This is a genomic window from Microbacterium pseudoresistens, assembly GCF_013409745.1.
In the GTDB taxonomy this organism is placed as follows: Bacteria; Actinomycetota; Actinomycetes; order Actinomycetales; family Microbacteriaceae; genus Microbacterium; species Microbacterium pseudoresistens.
This window is the reverse complement of sequence record NZ_JACCBH010000001.1, coordinates 2,892,451-2,914,491: the sequence shown is the minus strand read 5'-3', so window position 1 is coordinate 2,914,491 and position 22,041 is coordinate 2,892,451. Positions and strand designations below refer to the sequence as shown.

The window sequence follows — 22,041 nt, the reverse complement described above, 5'->3', positions numbered from 1 at the left end:
CCGCTGACGGGCGGCTCAGTTGACCGGCCCGGTCCACTTCTCGCCGGGGCCCTTGCCGATCGGATCGGGGATGACCGACGCCTCGCGGAAGGCGAGCTGCAGTGAGCGCAGGCCGTCGCGCAGCGAACGGGCGTGCATGTCGCTGATCTCGGGCGCCCCCGCGGTGATGAGGCCGGCCAGGGCGTTGATGAGCTTGCGCGCCTCATCCAGATCCGTCTGCGCATCCGGGTCGTCGGCGAGGCCGAGCTTCACGGCCGCCGCGCTCATCAGGTGCACGGCGGTGGTCGTGATGACCTCGACGGCGGGCACGTCGGCGATGTCCCGGGTCGCGGAGGAGGCGTTCCGCTCCTCGCGCTCCCAGCGCGCGTGGCGGTCGTCCTGAGCGGGATCGTGGTCGTGAATCGTCACGGGCGCGGCTTTCTGATAGACTTCTGCGGGCTCCGGGGCATTTCGATGCTCTGGAACGAAAGAGGATTCATTCCCACCCGCGCTTGCCGTTCCAGGCTACCGGGTCATGCACTCCGCCGGCGCAGGTCGGCAGACCGTCCGACGGCGAGATCGCCTGTCGGCGACAGGGTGCCGAAGCCGGTGTCTGCATCGCCGGCGGGTGGGCGAGGGTTCCTGTTTCGCCCGTGATCCGACCGGATCGCGGTGGCCGAACCACTCGTCTAAGGAGCTCCGCATCAGCGATCCCCGTACCAATGAGCGCATCCGCGTCCCCGAGGTCCGCCTCGTCGGCCCCGCGGGTGAGCAGATCGGCGTCGTCCGCATCGAGGCGGCGCTGCGTCTCGCGCAGGAAGCCGATCTCGACCTCGTCGAGGTCGCCCCGAACTCGAAGCCGCCCGTGGTGAAGATCATGGACTACGGCAAGGCGAAGTACGAGGCTGCCCAGAAGGCGAAGGAGGCTCGTCGCAACCAGGCGAACACCGTGTTGAAGGAGGTGCGCTTCCGTCTGAAGATCGAGGCGCACGACTACACGACCAAGCTCAAGCGCGCCGAGGGCTTCCTCAAGGGCGGCGACAAGGTCAAGGCGATGATCCTGTTCCGCGGTCGCGAGCAGTCGCGTCCCGAGCAGGGCGTGCGCCTGTTGAAGAAGTTCGCCGAAGACGTCGCGGAGCTCGGCACGGTGGAGTCCAACCCGACGATCGACGGACGCAACATGGTCATGGTCGTCGCGCCGATCAAGAACAAGTCCGAGGCCAAGGCCGAGCAGAACGCCGTGCGCGCCGCGAACAAGCAGGCGGCACGCGATGCGAAGTCCGGCTCCTCGGACGACGAGGCACAGAGCCAGCCCGCGGAGTGATCCGCCCCTGAGACTCCCGCACCGAGCGGGACAGACCGTCGCCCGCCAGGGCGCCACACGAAGGAAGAGAAGATGCCGAAGCAGAAGACCCACTCCGGTGCGAAGAAGCGCTTCAAGATCACCGGCTCCGGAAAGCTGAAGAAGCAGCAGGCGAACATGCGCCACAACCTCGAGCACAAGTCGAGCCGTCGCACCCGCCGGCTCAACCAGGACCAGGTGCTCTCGAAGGCCGACACCAAGGTCGCCAACAAGCTTCTCGGTCGCTGACGCGTCCGCCGCACGAATAGGAACACACGAAAATGGCTAGAGTCAAGCGGGCCGTCAACGCCCACAAGAAGCGTCGGGTCATCCTCGAGCGCGCCTCGGGTTACCGCGGCCAGCGCTCGCGTCTGTACCGCAAGGCGAAGGAGCAGGTCACCCACTCGCTCGTCTACGCGTACCGCGACCGTCGTAAGCGCAAGGGCGACTTCCGCCGCCTGTGGATTCAGCGCATCAACGCCGCCGCGCGTCAGAACGGCATCACCTACAACCGCTTCATGCAGGGTCTGGGTCTTGCGGGCGTGCAGGTCGACCGCCGGATGCTCGCCGAGCTCGCGGTGAACGAGCCCACGGCCTTCGCCGCGCTCGTCGAGGCCGCCAAGAAGGCGCTGCCCTCGGATGTGAACGCGCCGAAGTCGGCTGCCTGAGCCGTACCCTTTCGAAGGGCGCTTCCCCTGCGGGGGAGGCGCCCTTCGCGCATACCCGAGCGGCGGCGGTGTCCCTAGACTGGAACCGTGCTGGAGAATCCCCGGTCCCCCCGTGTCCGCGCTGTCGCCAAACTGACCAAGCGCAGTGCGCGCGCCGAGACGGGGCTGTTCCTGCTGGAGGGTCCGCAGGCCGTGCGGGAGGCGCTCGCGTATCGTGCGGAGGCGATCGTGGAGCTGTTCGCGACGCCCGCCGGATGGGACAAGCACGCCGATCTGCGCGCGACCGCGGAGGCCGCGGGCGTGCACGTGGAGTACGTCACCGAGTATGTGCTGGGCGCCATGGCCGACACCGTGACCCCGCAGGGGCTCGTGGCCGTCGCGCAGCAGACGCCGACCTCGCTCGAGGAGGTGTTCGCCGCCTCGCCGCGGCTCATCGCGATCTGCGAGGAGGTGCGCGATCCCGGCAATCTCGGCACGATCATCCGGGCCGCCGATGCGGCCGGCGCCGATGCCGTCGTGCTCACCGGGCGCACGGTCGATCCGTACAACCCCAAAGTGGTGCGCTCGACGACAGGATCGTTGTTCCACCTGCCGATCGTCGTCGGCGCAGAACTCGGCGACGTCGCCGAGCGGGCACGAGCGGCAGGACTGCGCGTGCTCGCCGCGGATGTGAAGGGCAGCGATCTGCTCGCCGCGCGGGCCGAGGGGCTGCTGGCCGAGGCCACGGCGTGGCTGTTCGGCAATGAGGCGCGCGGGCTCGCCGACGAGGCGATCGCGCGGGCGGACCTGGCGCTCAGACTGCCGATCTTCGGGCGCGCCGAGTCGCTCAACCTCGCCACCGCGGCCAGCGTGTGCCTCTACGAGAGCGCGTTCGCGCAGCGCGCCGGCTGACGACCCCGGGCTGAGGCTCGAGACCGGTGGCGGTCACATCTCGATAAAAACGGTGTGTCGAAGGCTGGCGCATGTCGGCGCGTACTCATAGGTTGATCACATGGCGCACAGCGGTGAACCCCTTGTCGAGGTCGACAACGTCCAGAAGCACTACGGCGACTTCCAAGCATTGACGGATATCGACCTCACGGTCCACCGGGGCGAAGTGGTCGTCATCATCGGCCCGTCCGGGTCGGGCAAGTCGACGCTCTGCCGCACGATCAACCGTCTCGAGACGATCACGAGCGGGTCGATCAGGATCGACGGCAAGGAGCTTCCCGCCGAGGGCAAGGCGCTCGCGAACCTGCGTGCCGAGGTCGGCATGGTCTTCCAGTCGTTCAACCTCTTCGCCCACCTCACGATCCTCGAGAACGTCACGCTCGGTCCGATCAAGGTGCGCGGCCTGAAGAAAGCCGACGCCGAGAAGGAGGCCATGGAGCTGCTCGCGCGCGTCGGCGTCGCGCAGCAGGCCTCCAAACTCCCCGCGCAGCTCTCCGGCGGTCAGCAGCAGCGCGTGGCGATCGCTCGCGCGCTCGCCATGCATCCGAAGGTCATGCTCTTCGACGAGCCCACCAGCGCGCTCGACCCGGAGATGATCAACGAGGTGCTCGATGTGATGGTGGGACTCGCCAAGGAGGGCATGACGATGATCGTCGTCACCCACGAGATGGGTTTCGCACGCAAGGCGGCCGACCGCGTCGTGTTCATGGCCGACGGCCACATCGTGGAGGAGGCCGAGCCGGAGGAGTTCTTCACGACCCCGAAGAGCGATCGCGCCAAGGACTTCCTCTCCAAGCTCCTCACGCACTGAGACCCCGTCTTCGCGGGCGGGTCGCCCGTCGAAGAGCACCCTGAGATACGCAGCACCACCAGAAGGAGAATCACATGCGACGCACACGAGCACTGGCCGGCATCGGCATCGCGGCGACAGCGCTGCTCGCGCTGACGGCCTGCAACAGCGGCAGCCCGTCGAGCCCCGGCGGCGAATCGACCGGCGGCGACGACACCGGGAACGACTCGGGCGCCTGGTTCGAGGTCGCCGAAGACGTGACGCTCGACGGCAGCCCGACATTCGACAAGATCAGCCAGCGCGGCAAGGTCGTCGTCGGCGTGAAGGAGGATCAGCCGGGTCTTGGCTACCTCGATGTCACGACCAAGGAGCGCAGCGGGTTCGACATCGACATCGCACGCTGGATCGCCGCGTCGCTCGGCTACGACGAGAGCAAGATCGAGTACAAGGCGATCGCCTCGGCCAACCGCGAGCAGGCGATCATGAACGGCGACATCGACTACTACGTCGGCACCTACTCGATCACCGACAAGCGCAAGGAGCAGGTCGACTTCGCCGGTCCGTACTTCATCACGGGGCAGGGCTTCCTCGTCGGAGCGGACAGCGACATCACCGATGTCAAGGACGTCTCCGACTTCGCGGGCAAGACCGTGTGCTCGGCGACCGGCTCCACGCCGATCCAGAACATCAAGGAGAACTACCCCGACATCAAGACCAAGGAGTACGACCTGTACTCGGCCTGCGTCGAAGACCTGCTCAACGGCGCCGTCGACGCTGTGACCACCGACCAGGCGATCCTGATCGGCTACGCGGCGCAGTACCCGGACGACATCAAGGTCGTCGGCGGTCTGTTCACCGAGGAGCGCTACGGCGTGGGACTGCCCAAGGGCGACGAGGTGCTCAAGCAGCACATCAACACCCTGTTCACCGACGGCGGCGACATCTGGCAGGCCATCTTCGACAAGAACCTCGGTTCGTCGGGGATCAAGGTCTCCCAGCCCACGGTCGACTGATCCGGGATGCGGGGCGGCGCGGACGCCGCCCCGCATCATCATCTGAGAGGAGGATGAGTGGACGTCATCTTCGGGAACCTCGACCTGTGGGGCGAGGCGATCGGCAACACGTTGCTGGTGTTCTTCGTGGGCGGGATCATCGCCCTCGTGCTCGGCCTCATCGTCGGCGCCATGCGCGTCTCGCCGGTGCCGGTCGCGCGCGCGGTGGGCACGGCGTACGTGAACATCATCCGCAACACACCACTCACCCTCGTCTTCTTCTTCTTCGTCTTCGGCTACCCCGTGCTCGGTCTGCCGAAGCTGTCCAACACCGTGCTCGGCATCCTCGCGATCGGCATCTACACCGCGACCTATGTGGCCGAGACGCTGCGCGCGGGCATCAGCACCGTACCCGTCGGGCAGGCCGAGGCCGCCCGCGCGATCGGCCTGCCGTTCGGTCAGGTGATGAGCGTGATCATCCTGCCGCAGGCGTTCCGCTCGGTGGTGCCGCCCATGATGAGCGTGTTCATCGCACTGCTGAAGAACACCACGGTCGCCGCGGGCTTCTCCATCGCCGAGCTCGGCGCCCTGCGCGCCACGGTGAACGATTCGCATGACCGCCCGGGCAACCCGATGGAGGTGCTGCTCTGGGTGGCGGTCGTCTTCGTCATCCTCGTCCTGTTGATGAGCTGGCTGCAACGCTATCTGGAGAACCGCTGGAGGATCGCGCGATGAGTTCCGTTCTCTACGACGTGCCCGGTCCCAGGGCTCGCCGCCGCAATGGCATCCTCGCCGTCGTCACCGTCGTCGTCGTCGCGGCGGTCATCGGCTTCCTGATCTACCGCATGGCGGTGTCGGGCCAGTTCGCCCCCAGCAAGTGGTACGTGTTCACCTTCTCGACCGTGTGGACGCAGATCCTGCAGGCACTCGGCAACACGCTGGCGGCCTTCGGGCTCGCCGCCGTGCTGAGCCTCGTGCTCGGCTTCGCCCTCGCGATCGGCCGCCTCTCCGACCACGCATGGGTGCGGGCGCCGTTCGCCGTGCTCACCGAGGTGTTCCGCGCGGTTCCCGTGCTCGTCATGATGATGCTGCTGTACTACGGCCTTCCGGTACTCGGCGTCAAGATGGAGCCGTACTGGGCCGTTGTCATCGGACTCACGGTGTACAACGGCTCCGTGCTCGCCGAGGCGTTGCGCGCCGGGATCGAATCGCTGCCCCGAGGGCAGAAGGAGGCCGGGTACGCGATCGGCCTGCGCAAGAGCGGCGTGATGCGGCTCATCCTGCTGCCGCAGGCGGTGCGCGCCATGCTTCCGGTGATCGTCGCGCAGCTGGTCGTCACGATGAAGGACACCGCGCTCGGATTCATCATCACCTACCCCGAGCTGCTCTACTTCGCCAAGCTCCTCAGCTCGCAGCAGGGCAGACCACTGCTGCAGTCGGCGCTGATCATCGGCGGCATCTACATCGCGATGTGCCTCATTCTCTCCGGCATCGCGAAGTACCTCGAGATCCGCACGCGTCGTTCGCCGCGGGTCCAGGGCCTCGCCGGAGGCGGGGGCGATGACCCGCGAGCGCACGAGGACGGCACGGTGACCGAGCTGATCGCCGCGCAGAAGGGTGTGGGGAAGTTCGATCAGGGCGGCTTCGGCGCCGTCGGACGCTGACGGCGCATCCGCTCGGGCGCCCCGCGCCGCGCCGGTAGACTCGTCTCTTGTGTCTGACGCTCCCCGTTCGCAATCCGCCGAGATCACTCCCGAGGCGGTGGAGTCCGCCGTCGCCGCCGCGCTGACGGCGATCGCCGCCGCCGCCGACACCGCCCAGCTCAAGGACGCCCGCGCCGCGCACGTGGCCGACGGATCTCCGCTGGCGGTGCTGAGCGCCTCGATGCGCCAGGTGGCGCCCGAGCACAAGGCGACCTTCGGCAAGCTCATCGGGCAGGGCCGGGGTCGTGTCACCCAGGCACTGGCGGCGAAGGAGGCGGAGCTCGCCGAGGCCGAGACCGCCGCGCGCCTGGAGGCCGAGCGCGTCGACATCACCGCCGTGCCGTCGCGCACGCGCGTCGGCGCGCGGCACCCGCTCGCCGTGCTGCAGGATCACGTGTGCGACATCTTCGTCGGCATGGGGTGGGAGATCGCCGAGGGGCCCGAGCTCGAGCACGAGTGGTTCAATTTCGACGCCCTCAACTTCGACGAGGATCACCCGGCGCGCCAGGAGCAGGACACCTTCTACGTCGACCCGGCCTCGCGCCACCTCGTCATGCGCACGCACACGAGTCCGGTGCAGGTGCGCACCATGCTCGACCGGGAGCTGCCGATCTACGTGCTGTGCCCCGGCCGCGTCTACCGCACCGACGAGTTCGATGCGACCCACCTGCCCGTGTTCACCCAGTTCGAGGGGCTCGTGATCGACAAGGGCATCACGATGGCCCACCTCAAGGGCACGCTCGACCATTTCGCCAGGCAGCTGTTCGGGCCGGAGGCGAAGACGCGCCTGCGCACCAACTACTTCCCCTTCACCGAGCCGTCGGCCGAGCTCGACCTGTGGCATCCCACCTTCAAGGGCGGGGCCCGGTGGATCGAGTGGGGCGGATGCGGAATGGTCAACCCCAACGTGCTGCGCGCGGCCGGGATCGACCCCGAGGTATACAGCGGATTCGCGTTCGGGATGGGGATCGAGCGCGGACTGATGTTCCGCAGCGACGTGCAGGACATGCGGGATATGGCCGAGGGCGATGTTCGCTTCAGCGAGCAGTACGGGATGGTGGTGTGATGCGCGTCCCGCTTTCGTGGCTGCGTGAGTACGTCGATCTGGCGCAGGATGCCACGGCCGAGGACGTCCTGGCAGCCCTCGTGACCGTCGGATTCGAGGAGGAGGACGTCCACCGCGTCGAGGTCTCCGGTCCGGTCGTCGTCGGCCAGGTGCTCTCCTTCGAGGAGGAGCCGCAGAAGAACGGCAAGACGATCCGCTGGTGCCAGGTCGATGTCGGCGAAGACGAGCCCCGCGGCATCGTGTGCGGAGCGTCGAACTTCGCCGTGGGCGACAAGGTCGTCGTGACGCTTCCGGGAGCGGTGCTCCCCGGGCCGTTCCCGATCGCCGCGCGCAAGACCTATGGCCATGTCTCCGACGGCATGATCGCCTCGGCCCGCGAGCTCGGCCTCGGCGACGAGCACGACGGGATCCTCATCCTGTCCGAGATCGGCGTGGACGCCCCCGTCGGCGCCGACGCCATCGCGCTGCTGCACCTGGACGATGCGGCGGTCGAGATCAACGTCACACCCGACCGCGGCTACGCCTTCTCGCTGCGCGGGGTCGCCCGCGAATACTCGCACGCGACGGGCGCGGCCTTCCGCGATCCGGCCCTGCGCGATTTCGAAGAGCTCGCGCATCCGGCGTCCGGGTTCTCCGTCGCCGTGCAGGATGACGCCCCGATCCGCGGCAACGTCGGCGCCAGCGAGTTCGCCGTGCGCGTGGTGCGCGAGGTCGATCCCTCCCGGCCCACCCCGCCCTGGATGGTCGCCCGCCTCACGCTCGCCGGCATCCGTTCGCTGGGCGTGCTCATCGACATCACCAACTACGTGATGCTCGAGCTCGGAAACCCCATCCACGGGTACGACCTGGACGCGCTCACCGGCGGTATCACCGTGCGCCGCGCGATGCCGGGGGAGAGGATGACGACGCTCGACGGTCAGGATCGCGCGCTGCACGTCGAAGACCTCCTCATCACCGACGAGTCCGGGCCGATCGGGCTGGCCGGCGTGATGGGCGGCACGACGACCGAGATGTCGGACAAGACCCGCAACGTGCTCATCGAGGCGGCGATCTTCGATACGACCTCGATCGCGCGCACCGCCCGTCGTCACAAGCTCCCCAGCGAGGCCTCCAAGCGGTTCGAACGCGGCGTCGACCCGCTGATCCCGTTCGTCGCGGCCCGCCGTGTCGCCGATCTGATGGTTCAGCTGGCCGGGGGTCGTCTGGTCGACGAGGGCGGCGCGCTGTTCGCCGACGTCGAGGTCGAGGGCATCGCCCTTCCCCGCACGTTCGTACCGGGCCTGATCGGCGTGGACTACACGGATGCCGAGGTCGCCGACGCTCTGGAGATGATCGGCGCGGAGGTCACCGCGACCGACGACGGCTGGCAAGTGATCCCGCCGACGTGGCGTCCCGACCTCACTGACCGATGGACGCTGGCGGAGGAGGTCGCGCGCATCCACGGACTGGGCCGCATCCCCTCCATCCTGCCCACGCCGCCGTCAGGGCGCGGTTTCACCGCAGCGCAGCAGGGGCGGCGGCGCGTGGCCGATGCCCTCGCGGCGTCCGGACTCGTGGAGACGCCGGGATTCCCCTTCACCACCGAGCAGCAGAACGACCTGCACGGTTCCGCCTCGGGGGAGCACCTGCCGAGCGTGAAGCTGGCCAACCCGTTGGACGGGCAGGCCCCGTACCTGCGTCGTTCGCTCATCCCCACGCTTCTGCAGACCGCGCACCGCAACGTGTCGCGCGGGATGACGGATCTCGCGCTGTTCGAGATCGGCACGGTGTTCCTGCCCGCGCCCGGCACGGTCTACGGCACCGACACGGTTCCTCCGCTGGGAGAGCGCCCCTCCGATGAGACCCTCGCCGCGCTCAACGCCGCGATCCCTCCGCAGTCGCGGCACGTCGCGGCCGTCTTCACGGGCAACGTCTCGCCGCGCCAGCCCGGTCGCGCCGCGGAGCCGTACGGGCTCGGCGAAGCGCTCGACGCCGTGCGCGTCATCGCGACCGCCGCGGGCGTGACCATCGAGACCGAACAGGCGCAGCGCGCGGCGCTGCATCCTGGACGCACCGGCGCTCTCGTCGTCGATGCCCACGGAGACCGCATCGAGATCGGCTACGTGGGCGAACTGCACCCGACCGTCTCGGCAGACGCCGATCTGCCCGGTCGGGTCACGGTGCTCGAGCTCGACCTGGACCGCCTGCTCGCACTCGCCGGAACCCGCGTCGTCGCCGCGCACCTGTCGACCTTCCCCGCGGCCACGCAGGACGTCTCGCTGCTCGTCGCCGCCGACATCCCCGCGGCCGCCGTGCGCGATGCGCTTCAGGACGGCGCGGCAGGAGCGGGCGCGGCGCCCTCGTTGCTGGAGTCGGTGCGACTCGTCGATGACTACCGCGGCCCCGGCGTCGACGAGGGCGGCAAGAGCCTCACGTTCGCGCTGCGCTTCCGCGCCGACGACCGCACGCTGACGGCCGCCGAGGCCACCGAGGCGAAGCTCGCCGGGGTCGCCGTGGCGCAGGAGCGCTTCGGCGCGACGCTGCGCGACTGACGAGCGCGGGGGCAGAGCGACGGACCGTCTCAGAGCGGCGACCCGTGATCGGGAGCGCGGCACGTCGATAGGGTGAAGCCATGGACGCGACACGACGAGGACGAGGATCACACCGGAGCAGATCGGTGTCCTTTGCACGGCGCGCCGCAGGCATCCTGACGGTCGCCACCGTCGCGTTCGCCCTCTCGGCGTGCGCACCGGGCGACGAGGGAGCGGCGACGGCGAGCGGCGCCGACGACGGCTTCTCCGACGACGGCTGCACGCACATCACGGTGGCCACCTCGTCCGAGAAGGTCAACATGCTCGATGCGCTCGCGGCCGCGTTCGCGGAGTCCGAGCAGCATTCCGACCTCGACACGTGCGCCACGGTGCGTCCCGTCAACGTCTCCTCGGGCAACGCATCCCGCTATCTCACGCAGGGCGGCGACTGGCCGGCCGCCGACCGCGACCTGTGGCCCACGCTGTGGTCCCCGGCGTCGACGGTCTGGACGGATCGTGTCGCGGCAGCCGCATCCGCCTCGCTTGTGGGCGAACCGGTGTCGTTCACGCATACGCCGATCGTCTTCGGCATGCCCGAGCCGATGGCGAGGGCGCTGGGCTGGCCCGACACGCCGCTCGGCGTATCGGATCTCGCTGCGCTGTGCCAGGACCCCGCCGGCTGGGGCAGCGTCGGCAAGGACATCTGGGGATCGTTCAAGATCTCCAAGACCAACCCGAACACGTCGACGACCGGGTTGTCGACCATCCTCATGCAGTCCTATGAGGCGGCGGGCAAGAGCGAAGGGCTGACCGCGGCGGATGTGGATGCCGCCGCCGAGTTTTCCCGCGTGTTCGAAGAGTGCGTCATCCACTACGGCGACACGACGGGCAACGTGCTCACGACGTTGTACGAGGACACGCAGCACGGTGCCGGCGGCTCGGGCTACGTCTCGGCGGTGGCGCTGGAGGAGACCTCGCTCATCAACTACAACCTCGGAAACCCCGACTCGCACACCGTGCAGCCGGGCGAGACGCTCACTCCGCCGAAGGACAAGCTCGTCGCCGTCTACCCGTCGGGCGGCTCGATGTGGTCGGACAACCCGATCACCGTGCTCGGCGCCGACTGGGTGACGCCCGAGCAGCGCACCGCGGGCGAGGCGTTCATCGCGTTCCTGCAGACGCCCGAGGCACAGCGCATCCTTCCGCAGTTCGGCTTCCGGCCTCTCGGCGACGAGACGGCTCTCGGCGACCTGTTCACCGTCGCGAACGGCATCGATCCGGCGCAGCCCGCCGTCACCCTGCCCAAGCCCGACGTGGCCACGATCTCGGCCGCGCTGGATCAGTGGGTGCAGGTGCGCAAGCCCTCGTCGGTCATGGAGCTCATCGACATCTCCGGATCCATGGACGAGGGGATCGGCGATGGGCGCACGCGCCTGGACGGCGCGATCCAGGGCGCGCAGAGCACGCTCGCGCACTTCCGCGGCACCGACGAGATCGGGGTGTGGGCGTTCACGACCGGGGTGGATTCGGCGGCCGGTGAGGGGATCGTGCCGATCCGTGATGTGTCGGCGCTCGGGGCCGATAGGGAGACGCTGGGCGACTCGCTGGAAGACCTCCGCTACGCGCAGCGCGCGGGAACACCGCTGTACGACGCCGTGCTCGCCGCGTACAAGACGATGAGCGAGCGGGCAGAGCCCGGCAGGATCAACGCCATCGTGCTGCTCTCCGACGGCGAGGACACGGATTCGACCGTCTCGCTCGACTCGCTCGTCGCGCGGCTGAGCCAGGACGTCACGGAGGGCGGGGAAGACGCGCTCGTGCGCATCTTCCCGATCGCCTACGGCGAATCCGCCGACCGGTCGGCACTCAAGCGCATCGCGGATGCGACGGGCGGGCAGGTGTTCGACGCATCCGACCCCGAGCGGATCGATCTCGTGTTCGCCTCGGTGATCAACAACTTCTGAGCGGAGGCGACATGACGGTGCGGATCGCGCTGCAGCAGGTTCCCGCGACCGGCGGCTGGCTCGATGACGCCGCCTCCGGGCTCGAGCAGAGCACGGTGTACGTCGGTGCCGACGTCGTGGATGCCGATGGCCTGCGCCAGGCGCTGGAGCAGGTCGTGCCCCAGGACGGCTCGATGGGGGTCGCCGTGCTGCCCAAGGACGCCGTGCTCGAGTCCGCGTACTCCACCTACCTGCTCGATCAGCTCTTCCAGGGCAGCGACTACGACACGCTCGTCGTGGCCGTCGGCAGCGATCTGCAGGCCGATTCGCACGTCATCGCGGGCGATGAGGCGATGCGCATCGCGAACGAGGCGGAGACGGCAGCCGGGGGAGACCTGCAGGGCGCGCTGACCGAGACCGTGCGCCAGCTGACGGCCGAGACGCCCGTGCAGGGCGTGCCCGATGCCCCGAGCGAGCTCGCGGGAGCAGGGGCGGGCGGGGCGTGGCTGCTCACCGGGGCGATCGCCGTGGTCGTCGCCGCCGCCGGCGCCGGCGTCGCGGTCGCGGCGGTGCGCCGACGTGCGCGCCGGCGGGAGGAGACCGCGGTCATCCCTGTGGCGATCGCCGAACGACTCGCGCGGCTGGTCGCGCTGTCGCACGACTATGCGGCCCTCGGTGCCGAGGGCGATGCCGTGGCGGCGCGGACGGCCCACGACATCGAGACGCTCACCGCCAACGTCGGCCAGCTCTTCCCGCGTCTGGATGCCAGGGCCGGCGCCGCGCAGCGCTCCCTGGCCGAGGTCGAGTACACCGACAAGCTGGGCCGCCTGGTCGCCGCGCTCGATCACGACTATCTCTACGACCTGCTCGAGAACCCGCAGCTGTGGGAGGCTCCCGAAGAGCGCATCCGCGAAGTGCAGGAGGCGCTGTCGTCGGTCTCCGCACAGGTGCTGGAGAACGTCAAGCAGGTGAACGCGCGCAAGGGACTGCATTTCCAGGTCTCGTTGGACTCGCTGGTGGAGCGCGACGAGCTGCGCGACTGGGATGAGGAGTTCCGCCGCAGCGCCGAGGGCTGAGACCCGATTTGCCGCGCGCATCCGCCGCGCGCTATCGTCACAGCATGCTTCCGGCCGCCACCGCCATCGACACGCTCGCTCCGAGCGTGATCGTCGTGCGCCGGCGCCGCGGCGGCCGCCGACTCTAGGCGACCCTGCGAGCCCTGCCGACGCGCATCGGGGGAGCGGGAGTCGCCGCCTCGGCCCCGACCCGTTCCCGAGGGTTCCCCCGTCCGGGGGAGAGAGCCCCGACCGTTAAGGTGGAAGCATGACGTATACCGTCGCCGTCTCCGGCGCATCCGGCTATGCGGGCGGCGAGATCCTGCGCCTGCTCGCCGGCCATCCCGAGATCGAGATACGCACCGTCACGGCGCACTCGAACGCCGGACAGCCCCTGATCCAGCACCAGCCGCACCTGCGCTCGCTGGCGCATCTGACCCTGGAAGACACCGCGCCCGAGATCCTCGCCGGGCACGACATCGTGTTCCTCGCGCTCCCGCACGGGCAGTCCGGGCAGTACACGGATGCGCTCGGCGCCGTGCCGCTCGTGATCGACGCGGGCGCCGATCACCGTCTCGTCTCGAAGGAGGCCTGGGATGCGTTCTACGGCGGCGCCTTCCACGAGCCATGGGCGTATGGCGTGCCCGAGCTGCCCGTCGGCGACGGCACGCAGCGTGACCGACTGCGCGGAGCCACCCGCATCGCCGCGCCCGGCTGCAACGCGTCCACCGTGAGCCTGAGTCTCGCTCCCGGGGTGGCCGCCGGCGTCATCGACCCCTCCGACATCGTCAGCGTGCTCGCCGTCGGACCGTCCGGAGCCGGCAAGAGCCTCAAGCCCCACCTGCTGGGCAGCGAGCTGCTGGGCACTGCCAACCCGTACGCGGTCGGCGGCACGCACCGGCACATCCCGGAGATCCGCCAGGCGCTCGCCACGGCCTCGGGCGCCGAGTCCGCCGACATCCGCATCTCCTTCACCCCGGTGCTCGTGCCGATGGCACGCGGCATCCTCGCGACCTCGACCGCGCCCATCGTCGACGGGGTCACGGACGCGCAGATCCGTGGCGCGTGGGAGGCGGCGTACGCAGAGGAGACCTTCGTGCAGCTGCTGCCCGGGGGTGTCTTCCCCCGCACCGCCGACGTGCTCGGGGCCAACACCGCGCTGATCGGCCTCGCGATCGACCGGGCCGCCAACCGGGTCACGGTCGTCACGGCCGTCGACAACCTCGTCAAGGGCACCGCCGGTGCCGCCATCCAGTCGATGAACATCGCGCTCGGCCTCCCTGAGGACACGGCGCTCACCACGAACGGAGTCGCGCCGTGAGCGTCACCGCACCTCAGGGATTCGAAGCGGCAGGCGTCGCCGCCGGGCTCAAATCGACGGGTGCGCCCGACGTGGCCGTGGTCGTCAACCGCGGCCCGTCGAAGGTCGGCGCGGCGGTGTTCACGGGCAACCGCGCCAAGGCGAACCCGATCCTGTGGTCGCAGGAGGCGGCGAAAGACGGCGTCGTCGAGGCGATCGTGCTCAACTCCGGCGGGGCGAACTGCTTCACCGGCGCATTCGGCTTCCAGACCTCGCATCAGACAGCCGAGCGCGCCGCCGAGCTGCTGGGAGTGAGCGGGGGCGACGTGCTCATCTGCTCCACGGGCCTCATCGGCACCGGCGACGACGTGTTCCGCGCGAAGGTTCTCGACGGCACGGAGCGGGCGATCACGGCGCTCGACGCCGACGGTGGATCGGATGCGGCGCACGCGATCATGACCACCGATACCGTCGCCAAGACGAGCACTTTCCAGGGCGACGGCTGGACGATCGGCGCCATGGCGAAGGGTGCGGGGATGCTTGCCCCGGGCCTGGCCACGATGCTCGTCGTGATCACGACCGATGCGATGCTCACGGCGGGGGAGGCGGATGCGCACCTGCGCGCCGCCACCAGGGTGAGCTTCGACCGGCTCGACTCCGACGGCTGCATGTCGACGAACGACCAGGTCACGCTCATGGTGAGCGGCGCCTCCGGCGTGACGCCCGCCGCGGATGCCTTCCGCGCCGGACTCGTCGAGGTCTGCACGGACCTCGCGGTCCAGCTGCAGGGCGATGCCGAGGGTGCCAGCCACGACATCACGATCGAGGTCGTGGGTGCGGCGAGCGAGGACGACGCCGTAGAGGTGGGCCGTTCAGTGGCGCGCAACAACCTCTTCAAGGCGGCGATCTTCGGCAACGACCCGAATTGGGGCCGGGTGCTCGCGGCCATCGGCACGACGGCCGCCGTCTTCGACCCCTACGCGGTCGACGTCAGCATGAACGGCGTGCGCGTGTGCTCCGAAGGCGGGCCCGACCGGCCCCGCGAGGAGGTCGATCTGAGCCCGCGCGCCACGCACCTGCTCATCGATCTGAAGGCCGGCGCGGCATCCGCGACGATCTTCACGAACGACCTCACCCACGACTACGTCCACGAGAACAGCGCATACTCCTCATGACAGATCTGCAGGACACCCCACCGGAGGAAGCCGCCGGCAAGGCGCTCACCCTCATCGAATCGCTGCCGTGGCTCAAGCGCTTCCGCGATCAGATCGTCGTGGTCAAGTACGGCGGCAACGCCATGGTCTCCGATGAGCTGCAGGATGCCTTCGCACAGGACATCGCCTACCTCCGCTACGTCGGCGTGCAGCCGGTGGTCGTGCACGGCGGCGGCCCGCAGATCTCGAGCATGCTCGACCGCCTCGCGATCCCCAGCGAGTTCAAGGGCGGATACCGCGTCACCAACACCGAGGCGATCAGCGTCGTGCGCATGGTGCTCACCGGTCAGGTCAACCCGCAGCTCGTGGCCAAGATCAACAGCCACGGCCCCATCGCGACGGGCCTCAGCGGCGAGGATGCGGGGCTGTTCGGCGGTCGCCGACGCGGAGTCGTGCTCGACGGCGAGGAGATCGATCTCGGCCGCGTCGGCGACGTCGTGCAGGTCGACCCCACTCCGGTGGTCGATCACCTGGCGGCCGGCCGCATCCCCGTCGTCTCCAGCATCGCGCCCGACCTGGATCATCCAGGGCAGTCGCTCAACGTCAATGCGGATGCCGCCGCGGCGGCGCTGGCCAGTGCCCTCGGCGCGGTGAAGCTCGTGATCCTCACCGATGTGCCGGGCCTGTACGCCGACTGGCCCCACCGCGACTCACTCGTCTCGCACCTCACCACGGGCGAGCTGAAGACGATCATGCCGAAGCTCGAATCAGGCATGATCCCGAAGATGCAGGCCTGTCTGGACGCCGTGGAGAGCGGCGTGAACGCCGCGGCCATCATCGACGGACGGGTGCCGCACTCGGTGCTCGTCGAACTGTTCACCAGCAAGGGGATCGGAACCGAAGTGGTCATGGGAGAAGCGGGGGCGACGAGATGAACATATGGCAGGACGACGCCTCACGCGATCTCATGAGCCTCGGCGGTCGCCTCGCGCTGCTCGCCCGCGGCGAGGGCTCGCACGTGTGGGATGCCGACGGCACCCGTTACCTCGACTTCCTCGGCGGAATCGCCGTGAACTGCCTCGGGCACGCGCATCCCGTGTTCGTCGACGCCGTCTCGACGCAGGCGGCGACCCTTTCGCACATCTCGAACTACTTCGCCAGCGCTGCGCAGCTCGAGCTGGCCGCACGGCTTAAGCGCCTCGCCGGCACGGGGGAGCGCGGCCGCGTGTTCCTCGCCAACTCCGGCGGCGAGGCGAACGAGATGGCGATCAAGCTCGCCCGGCTGCACGGCAATCCGACCGGACGCACCACGATCCTCGTCGTCGACGGTGCTTTCCACGGCCGCACGATGGGGGCGCTGTCGCTCACGCCCAAGCCGGCGTACCGCGAGCCGTTCGAGCCGGCTCTGCCCGGCATCCGCACCGTGCAGCACTCGATCGAGAGTCTGGAAGCAGCCTTCGACGACACGGTCGCCGCGATGATCGTCGAGCCCATCCAGGGCGAGGCGGGTGTCGTGTCGCACCCCGACGGCTTCCTCCAGCGGGCCCGTGAGCTGGCGACCGCGCACGGTGCACTGCTCATCCTCGACGAGGTGCAGACCGGTGCGGGCCGCACCGGGGAGTGGTTCGCCTTCCAGCGCGAGGGGATCGTGCCGGATGCCGTGACCATGGCCAAGAGCATCGCCGGCGGATTCCCGCTCGGGGCGATGATCACCTTCGGCGACGCCAGCGACCTGTTCTACCCCGGCACGCACAACTCCACGTTCGGCGGCAATCCGCTCGCCAGCGCCACGGCGAACGCCGTGCTCGGCTTCATCGAGGAGCAGGACCTGCTGGCGAATGTGAACGCCCGCGGCGCGCAGCTGCGCGAGGGGGTGTCCGGACTGCCGCTGGTGACAGGCACCCGCGGCGCGGGCCTGCTCGTCGGCATCACGCTCGCGGTGCCCGTGGCCGGTGCGGTGCGCGCAGCGGCGCAGCGGCGCGGTCTCATCGTCAACGCGCCCACCGACGACGTCATCCGCATCGCCCCGGCGTACACGATCGGCGACGCCGAGATCGCCGAGTTCCTCGACCTGTTCGGCGCCTCGCTCGCCGAGGTCGCCGCCACCACCGCACCCACCGCCACTACGGAGGCACAGAAGTGACCCGTCACCTGCTTCGCGACGACGACCTCTCGCCGCTCGAGCAGACCGAGATCCTCGATCTCGCGCTCGAGCTCAAGAAGGACCGCTGGGCCAACAAGGCTCTCGCGGGCCCGCAGACCGTCGCGGTGATCTTCGACAAGTCGTCCACGCGCACCAGGGTCTCCTTCGCGGTGGGCATCGCCGACCTCGGCGGCTCTCCGCTGATCATCTCCACGGCCAACAGCCAGTTGGGCGGCAAGGAGACACCGGCCGACACCGCGCGCGTGCTCGAACGCCAGGTCGCCGCGATCGTGTGGCGCACCTACGCCCAGGCGGGGCTGGAGCAGATGGCCGAAGGCACGCGCGTTCCCGTCATCAACGCGCTCTCCGACGACTTCCACCCCTGTCAACTGCTGGCCGACCTGCTCACGATCCGCGAGCACAAGGGCGAGCTGTCGGGGCTCACGCTGTCGTTCTTCGGCGACGGGCGCAGCAACATGGCGCATTCCTACGTGCTCGCCGGCGTCACCGCCGGCATGCACGTGCGCGTGGCCTCTCCCGAGGCGTACGCGCCGCGGCCCGACGTCATCGCGGATGCGCAGCGCCGTGCCGCCGAGACCGGGGGATCCATCACCCTCGTGATCGACCCCGACGAGGCGGCGACCGGCGCTGACGTCATCGTCACCGACACGTGGGTGTCGATGGGCAAGGAGGAGGAGAAGGCGCAGCGCCTGCGCGATCTCGGCGGGTACAAGGTCACCACGGCGAGCATGGCGCGCGCCGATCCCGGGGCGATCTTCATCCACTGCCTGCCCGCCGACCGCGGTTACGAGGTGGATCCCGAGGTCATCGACGGGCCGCAGAGCGTGGTCTGGGATGAGGCGGAGAACCGCCTGCACGCGCAGAAGGCGCTGCTGGTATGGCTGCTCGGAAAGCAGGGCGCGAAGTGAGTGCTGAGAACTCCGTGGGCGAGAACACCGTCGGCGAGACGAATGAGGGGGCGCTCTGGGGCGCTCGCTTCGCCGGCGGGCCGAGCCCCGAGCTCGTCGAGCTGAGCAGATCGACGCACTTCGACTGGATCCTGGCGCCGTACGACATCGCGGGCTCGCACGCGCACGCCACGGCGCTCGCCGCGGCCGGCTACCTCGAGCCCGACGAGGAGCGTCGGATGCACGAGGGGCTCGATGCCCTGCGTCGCGGCATCGATGACGGCTCGCTGCGGCCCGATCCTGCGGATGAGGACGTGCACGGTGCGCTGGAGACGGCGCTGATCCGTGAGGTCGGCGCCGAGCTCGGCGGACGTCTGCGTGCAGGTCGCAGCCGCAACGATCAGATCGCCACGCTCGTGCGCATGTATCTCATCGACCACGCGCGGGTGATCGCCCGCGACGTGCTGCGCGTCGTCGACGCGCTCGTGGCGCAGGCCGAGGCGCACGACGGGGCGATCATGCCCGGGCGCACGCATCTGCAGCACGCCCAGCCGGTACTGCTCGCACACCACCTGCAGGCGCACGCCTGGCCGCTCGTGCGGGACCTCGAACGCCTCGTCGACTGGCGTGCCCGCGCCGGAGTCTCGCCCTACGGCGGGGGAGCGCTGGCGGGATCCACCCTCGGACTGGATCCGGCGCTCGTCGCCAGAGAGCTGGGGCTGGACCGCCCCGCCGAGAACTCGCTCGACGGCACGGCCGCGCGCGACGTCGTGGCGGAGTTCGCCTTCATCGCCTCGACCATCGGCATCAACCTGTCGCGGCTGAGCGAGGAGATCATCCTCTGGAACACGCGGGAGTTCGGCTTCGTCACGCTCGATGACGGGTTCTCGACGGGCTCCAGCATCATGCCGCAGAAGAAGAACCCCGACATCGCCGAGCTCGCGCGCGGCAAGGCCGGGCGTCTCATCGGCAACCTGTCGGGGCTTCTCGCCACGCTTAAGGGGCTCCCGCTGGCGTACAACCGCGACCTGCAGGAAGACAAGGAGCCGGTCTTCGACTCGGTGCGCACTCTCGAGGTGCTCCTGCCGGCGTTCGCGGGGATGGTCGCCACGCTGCGCTTCGACACGACGCGGATGGCGGCGCTGGCCCCGGAGGGGTTCTCGCTGGCCACCGATGTGGCCGAATGGCTGGTGCGCAACCGGGTGCCCTTCCGCGAGGCGCACGAGATCTCCGGTGCGCTCGTCCGCGCCTGCGAGGAGCGCGGGATCGGCCTGGAGGACGCCACCGACGACCTCCTCGCCGAGGTGTCCGGCCACCTGACCCCCGAGGTCCGCGAGGTGCTGACGATCGCGGGATCGGTCGCAAGCCGCGATGGTGCCGGAGGCACCGCGCCGGTGCGTGTGGCGGAGCAGCGGGCGCAGCTCATCGAGCGCGCGCAGGCCGCCGTGCACGCGCTCGGGGTCTCCTGACGACGCGACACGCCCGAGGATGCGGCTCGATTTGCCGAAGGGGCGGGATCCGCGTAACTTATTACCTGTTCGCCCCAAAGGGTTGAGCGGAGGTCGCGAGGCCTGGCTCCCCTCAAGTAGCGAACGCCTCCCAACTTCGATCTGAGGCTTCCCTAGTGGATGCGGATGATCTAGGATGGGAGACTCACCCCTCCGGGTTCACCATGCGGTGCGAGGAGGAGTGAAGAGGTTGCCCCACCTGCGATGCCGCGAGGCTGAGCTGTGGGAGCGTCCGATCTTTGAGAACTCAACAGCGTGCACTTGTCAAATGCCAATTTATTGTCTCTGATCAACCTTTTTTGGTTGGTTGGTTGATTTCTTTGGATCAATTTATGTGAATGTCAGTTTGATATTCATTCTTTTGGTCAGGTTCGAACTCGCTTCTGATGCCGTTTTCCCGGTGTTGGTTGCTTTTTTTCTTTACGGAGAGTTTGATCCTGGCTCAGGATGAACGCTGGCGGCGTGCTTAACACATGCAAGTCGAACGATGAAGCTGGTGCTTGCACTGGTGGATTAGTGGCGAACGGGTGAGTAACACGTGAGCAACCTGCCCTGGACTCTGGGATAAGCGCTGGAAACGGTGTCTAATACTGGATATGAGGCGTGGCCGCATGGTCGCGTTTGGAAAGATTTTTCGGTCTGGGATGGGCTCGCGGCCTATCAGCTTGTTGGTGAGGTAATGGCTTACCAAGGCGTCGACGGGTAGCCGGCCTGAGAGGGTGACCGGCCACACTGGGACTGAGACACGGCCCAGACTCCTACGGGAGGCAGCAGTGGGGAATATTGCACAATGGGCGGAAGCCTGATGCAGCAACGCCGCGTGAGGGATGACGGCCTTCGGGTTGTAAACCTCTTTTAGCAGGGAAGAAGCGAGAGTGACGGTACCTGCAGAAAAAGCGCCGGCTAACTACGTGCCAGCAGCCGCGGTAATACGTAGGGCGCAAGCGTTATCCGGAATTATTGGGCGTAAAGAGCTCGTAGGCGGTTTGTCGCGTCTGCCGTGAAATTCTCAGGCTCAACCTGAGGCGTGCGGTGGGTACGGGCAGACTAGAGTGCGGTAGGGGAGATTGGAATTCCTGGTGTAGCGGTGGAATGCGCAGATATCAGGAGGAACACCGATGGCGAAGGCAGATCTCTGGGCCGTTACTGACGCTGAGGAGCGAAAGGGTGGGGAGCAAACAGGCTTAGATACCCTGGTAGTCCACCCCGTAAACGTTGGGAACTAGTTGTGGGGTCCTTTCCACGGATTCCGTGACGCAGCTAACGCATTAAGTTCCCCGCCTGGGGAGTACGGCCGCAAGGCTAAAACTCAAAGGAATTGACGGGGACCCGCACAAGCGGCGGAGCATGCGGATTAATTCGATGCAACGCGAAGAACCTTACCAAGGCTTGACATACACGAGAACGGGCCAGAAATGGTCAACTCTTTGGACACTCGTGAACAGGTGGTGCATGGTTGTCGTCAGCTCGTGTCGTGAGATGTTGGGTTAAGTCCCGCAACGAGCGCAACCCTCGTTCTATGTTGCCAGCACGTTATGGTGGGAACTCATGGGATACTGCCGGGGTCAACTCGGAGGAAGGTGGGGATGACGTCAAATCATCATGCCCCTTATGTCTTGGGCTTCACGCATGCTACAATGGCCGGTACAATGGGCGGCGATACCGTGAGGTGGAGCGAATCCCAAAAAGCCGGTCCCAGTTCGGATCGTAGTCTGCAACTCGACTACGTGAAGTCGGAGTCGCTAGTAATCGCAGATCAGCAACGCTGCGGTGAATACGTTCCCGGGTCTTGTACACACCGCCCGTCAAGTCATGAAAGTCGGTAACACCTGAAGCCGGTGGCCTAACCCTTGTGGAGGGAGCCGTCGAAGGTGGGATCGGTAATTAGGACTAAGTCGTAACAAGGTAGCCGTACCGGAAGGTGCGGCTGGATCACCTCCTTTCTAAGGAGCATCTGGCAGCTTCGGTTGTCCAGGCCCGGTTCCACACCGACTGTGTGTGGCCGGTGCTCATGGGTGGAACATTTGACATGCGGTCAGCGCAGCTGGCT

At 68.2% G+C, this 22,041-nt stretch carries 19 protein-coding genes and 1 rRNA gene; 19 read left to right on the top strand and 1 reads right to left on the bottom strand.

Annotated features, from left to right (window positions below):
- Window positions 1-15: 15 nt before the first annotated feature.
- A complete protein-coding gene (locus tag BKA02_RS14220) occupies window positions 16-408 on the bottom strand; it encodes a DUF1844 domain-containing protein (RefSeq protein ID WP_179435055.1) in 393 nt (130 codons plus the stop codon).
- Between the two features lie 274 nt (window positions 409-682).
- Here BKA02_RS14220 and infC point away from each other — a divergent pair, with 274 nt between their 5' ends.
- The 19 genes from infC (at window position 683) to BKA02_RS14125 (ending at window position 21,934) form a co-directional block, all read left to right on the top strand.
- Complete coding sequence (gene infC / locus BKA02_RS14215; protein ID WP_179435532.1) at window positions 683-1,303, top strand: translation initiation factor IF-3; 621 nt, start codon at window positions 683-685, stop codon at window positions 1,301-1,303.
- Window positions 1,304-1,375: 72 nt separating this feature from the next.
- Window positions 1,376-1,570 carry a 50S ribosomal protein L35 gene (gene rpmI, locus BKA02_RS14210; RefSeq protein WP_136034285.1) on the top strand — a complete coding sequence of 65 codons (195 nt, stop codon included), beginning with the start codon at window positions 1,376-1,378 and terminating at the stop codon, window positions 1,568-1,570.
- A 32-nt stretch (window positions 1,571-1,602) separates the two neighbouring features.
- Window positions 1,603-1,989: a 50S ribosomal protein L20 gene (rplT, locus tag BKA02_RS14205; RefSeq protein ID WP_179435053.1), complete on the top strand. Its 387-nt coding sequence runs from the start codon at window positions 1,603-1,605 to the stop codon at window positions 1,987-1,989.
- An 87-nt stretch (window positions 1,990-2,076) separates the two neighbouring features.
- On the top strand, window positions 2,077-2,880 hold the full coding sequence (locus tag BKA02_RS14200) for a TrmH family RNA methyltransferase (RefSeq protein WP_179435051.1): 804 nt from the start codon (window positions 2,077-2,079) through the stop codon (window positions 2,878-2,880).
- Between the two features lie 100 nt (window positions 2,881-2,980).
- Window positions 2,981-3,730 (top strand): amino acid ABC transporter ATP-binding protein, encoded by a 750-nt coding sequence (locus BKA02_RS14195; protein ID WP_179435049.1) that lies wholly within the window; start codon window positions 2,981-2,983, stop codon window positions 3,728-3,730.
- Window positions 3,731-3,804: 74 nt separating this feature from the next.
- Complete coding sequence (locus BKA02_RS14190) at window positions 3,805-4,722, top strand: glutamate ABC transporter substrate-binding protein (protein ID WP_179435047.1); 918 nt, start codon at window positions 3,805-3,807, stop codon at window positions 4,720-4,722.
- A 57-nt stretch (window positions 4,723-4,779) separates the two neighbouring features.
- Window positions 4,780-5,436 carry an ABC transporter permease subunit gene (locus BKA02_RS14185; RefSeq protein ID WP_179435045.1) on the top strand — a complete coding sequence of 219 codons (657 nt, stop codon included), beginning with the start codon at window positions 4,780-4,782 and terminating at the stop codon, window positions 5,434-5,436.
- Window positions 5,433-6,365, top strand: a complete 933-nt coding sequence (locus BKA02_RS14180) for an amino acid ABC transporter permease (protein ID WP_179435043.1) — start codon at window positions 5,433-5,435, stop codon at window positions 6,363-6,365. The genes BKA02_RS14185 and BKA02_RS14180 overlap by 4 nt, the downstream gene beginning before the upstream one ends.
- A 49-nt stretch (window positions 6,366-6,414) precedes the next feature.
- Window positions 6,415-7,470 (top strand): phenylalanine--tRNA ligase subunit alpha, encoded by a 1,056-nt coding sequence (gene pheS, locus BKA02_RS14175; protein WP_179435041.1) that lies wholly within the window; start codon window positions 6,415-6,417, stop codon window positions 7,468-7,470.
- Window positions 7,470-10,001, top strand: a complete 2,532-nt coding sequence (gene pheT, locus BKA02_RS14170) for a phenylalanine--tRNA ligase subunit beta (RefSeq protein ID WP_179435039.1) — start codon at window positions 7,470-7,472, stop codon at window positions 9,999-10,001. The genes pheS and pheT overlap by 1 nt, the downstream gene beginning before the upstream one ends.
- Window positions 10,002-10,126: 125 nt before the next feature.
- Entirely contained in the window at window positions 10,127-11,944 is a 1,818-nt protein-coding gene (locus BKA02_RS14165; protein ID WP_343045431.1) for a substrate-binding and vWA domain-containing protein, read from the top strand.
- Window positions 11,945-11,955: 11 nt separating this feature from the next.
- Window positions 11,956-12,999, top strand: coding sequence for a hypothetical protein (locus BKA02_RS14160; protein ID WP_179435036.1), 1,044 nt, complete (start codon window positions 11,956-11,958; stop codon window positions 12,997-12,999).
- Between the two features lie 247 nt (window positions 13,000-13,246).
- Window positions 13,247-14,299 carry an N-acetyl-gamma-glutamyl-phosphate reductase gene (gene argC / locus BKA02_RS14155; RefSeq protein ID WP_179435034.1) on the top strand — a complete coding sequence of 351 codons (1,053 nt, stop codon included), beginning with the start codon at window positions 13,247-13,249 and terminating at the stop codon, window positions 14,297-14,299.
- Entirely contained in the window at window positions 14,296-15,453 is a 1,158-nt protein-coding gene (argJ, locus tag BKA02_RS14150) for a bifunctional glutamate N-acetyltransferase/amino-acid acetyltransferase ArgJ (RefSeq protein WP_179435032.1), read from the top strand. The genes argC and argJ overlap by 4 nt, the downstream gene beginning before the upstream one ends.
- Window positions 15,450-16,367: an acetylglutamate kinase gene (gene argB, locus BKA02_RS14145; RefSeq protein WP_179435030.1), complete on the top strand. Its 918-nt coding sequence runs from the start codon at window positions 15,450-15,452 to the stop codon at window positions 16,365-16,367. The genes argJ and argB overlap by 4 nt, the downstream gene beginning before the upstream one ends.
- Window positions 16,364-17,575, top strand: a complete 1,212-nt coding sequence (locus BKA02_RS14140; RefSeq protein ID WP_179435028.1) for an acetylornithine transaminase — start codon at window positions 16,364-16,366, stop codon at window positions 17,573-17,575. The genes argB and BKA02_RS14140 overlap by 4 nt, the downstream gene beginning before the upstream one ends.
- On the top strand, window positions 17,572-18,504 hold the full coding sequence (gene argF, locus BKA02_RS14135) for an ornithine carbamoyltransferase (RefSeq protein ID WP_179435026.1): 933 nt from the start codon (window positions 17,572-17,574) through the stop codon (window positions 18,502-18,504). Before BKA02_RS14140 ends, argF begins: the two co-directional genes overlap by 4 nt.
- Window positions 18,474-19,952: an argininosuccinate lyase gene (gene argH / locus BKA02_RS14130; RefSeq protein ID WP_179435024.1), complete on the top strand. Its 1,479-nt coding sequence runs from the start codon at window positions 18,474-18,476 to the stop codon at window positions 19,950-19,952. The genes argF and argH overlap by 31 nt, the downstream gene beginning before the upstream one ends.
- Before the next feature lie 458 nt (window positions 19,953-20,410).
- Window positions 20,411-21,934 (top strand): 16S ribosomal RNA (locus BKA02_RS14125).
- The last annotated feature ends 107 nt before the right edge of the window (window positions 21,935-22,041 follow it).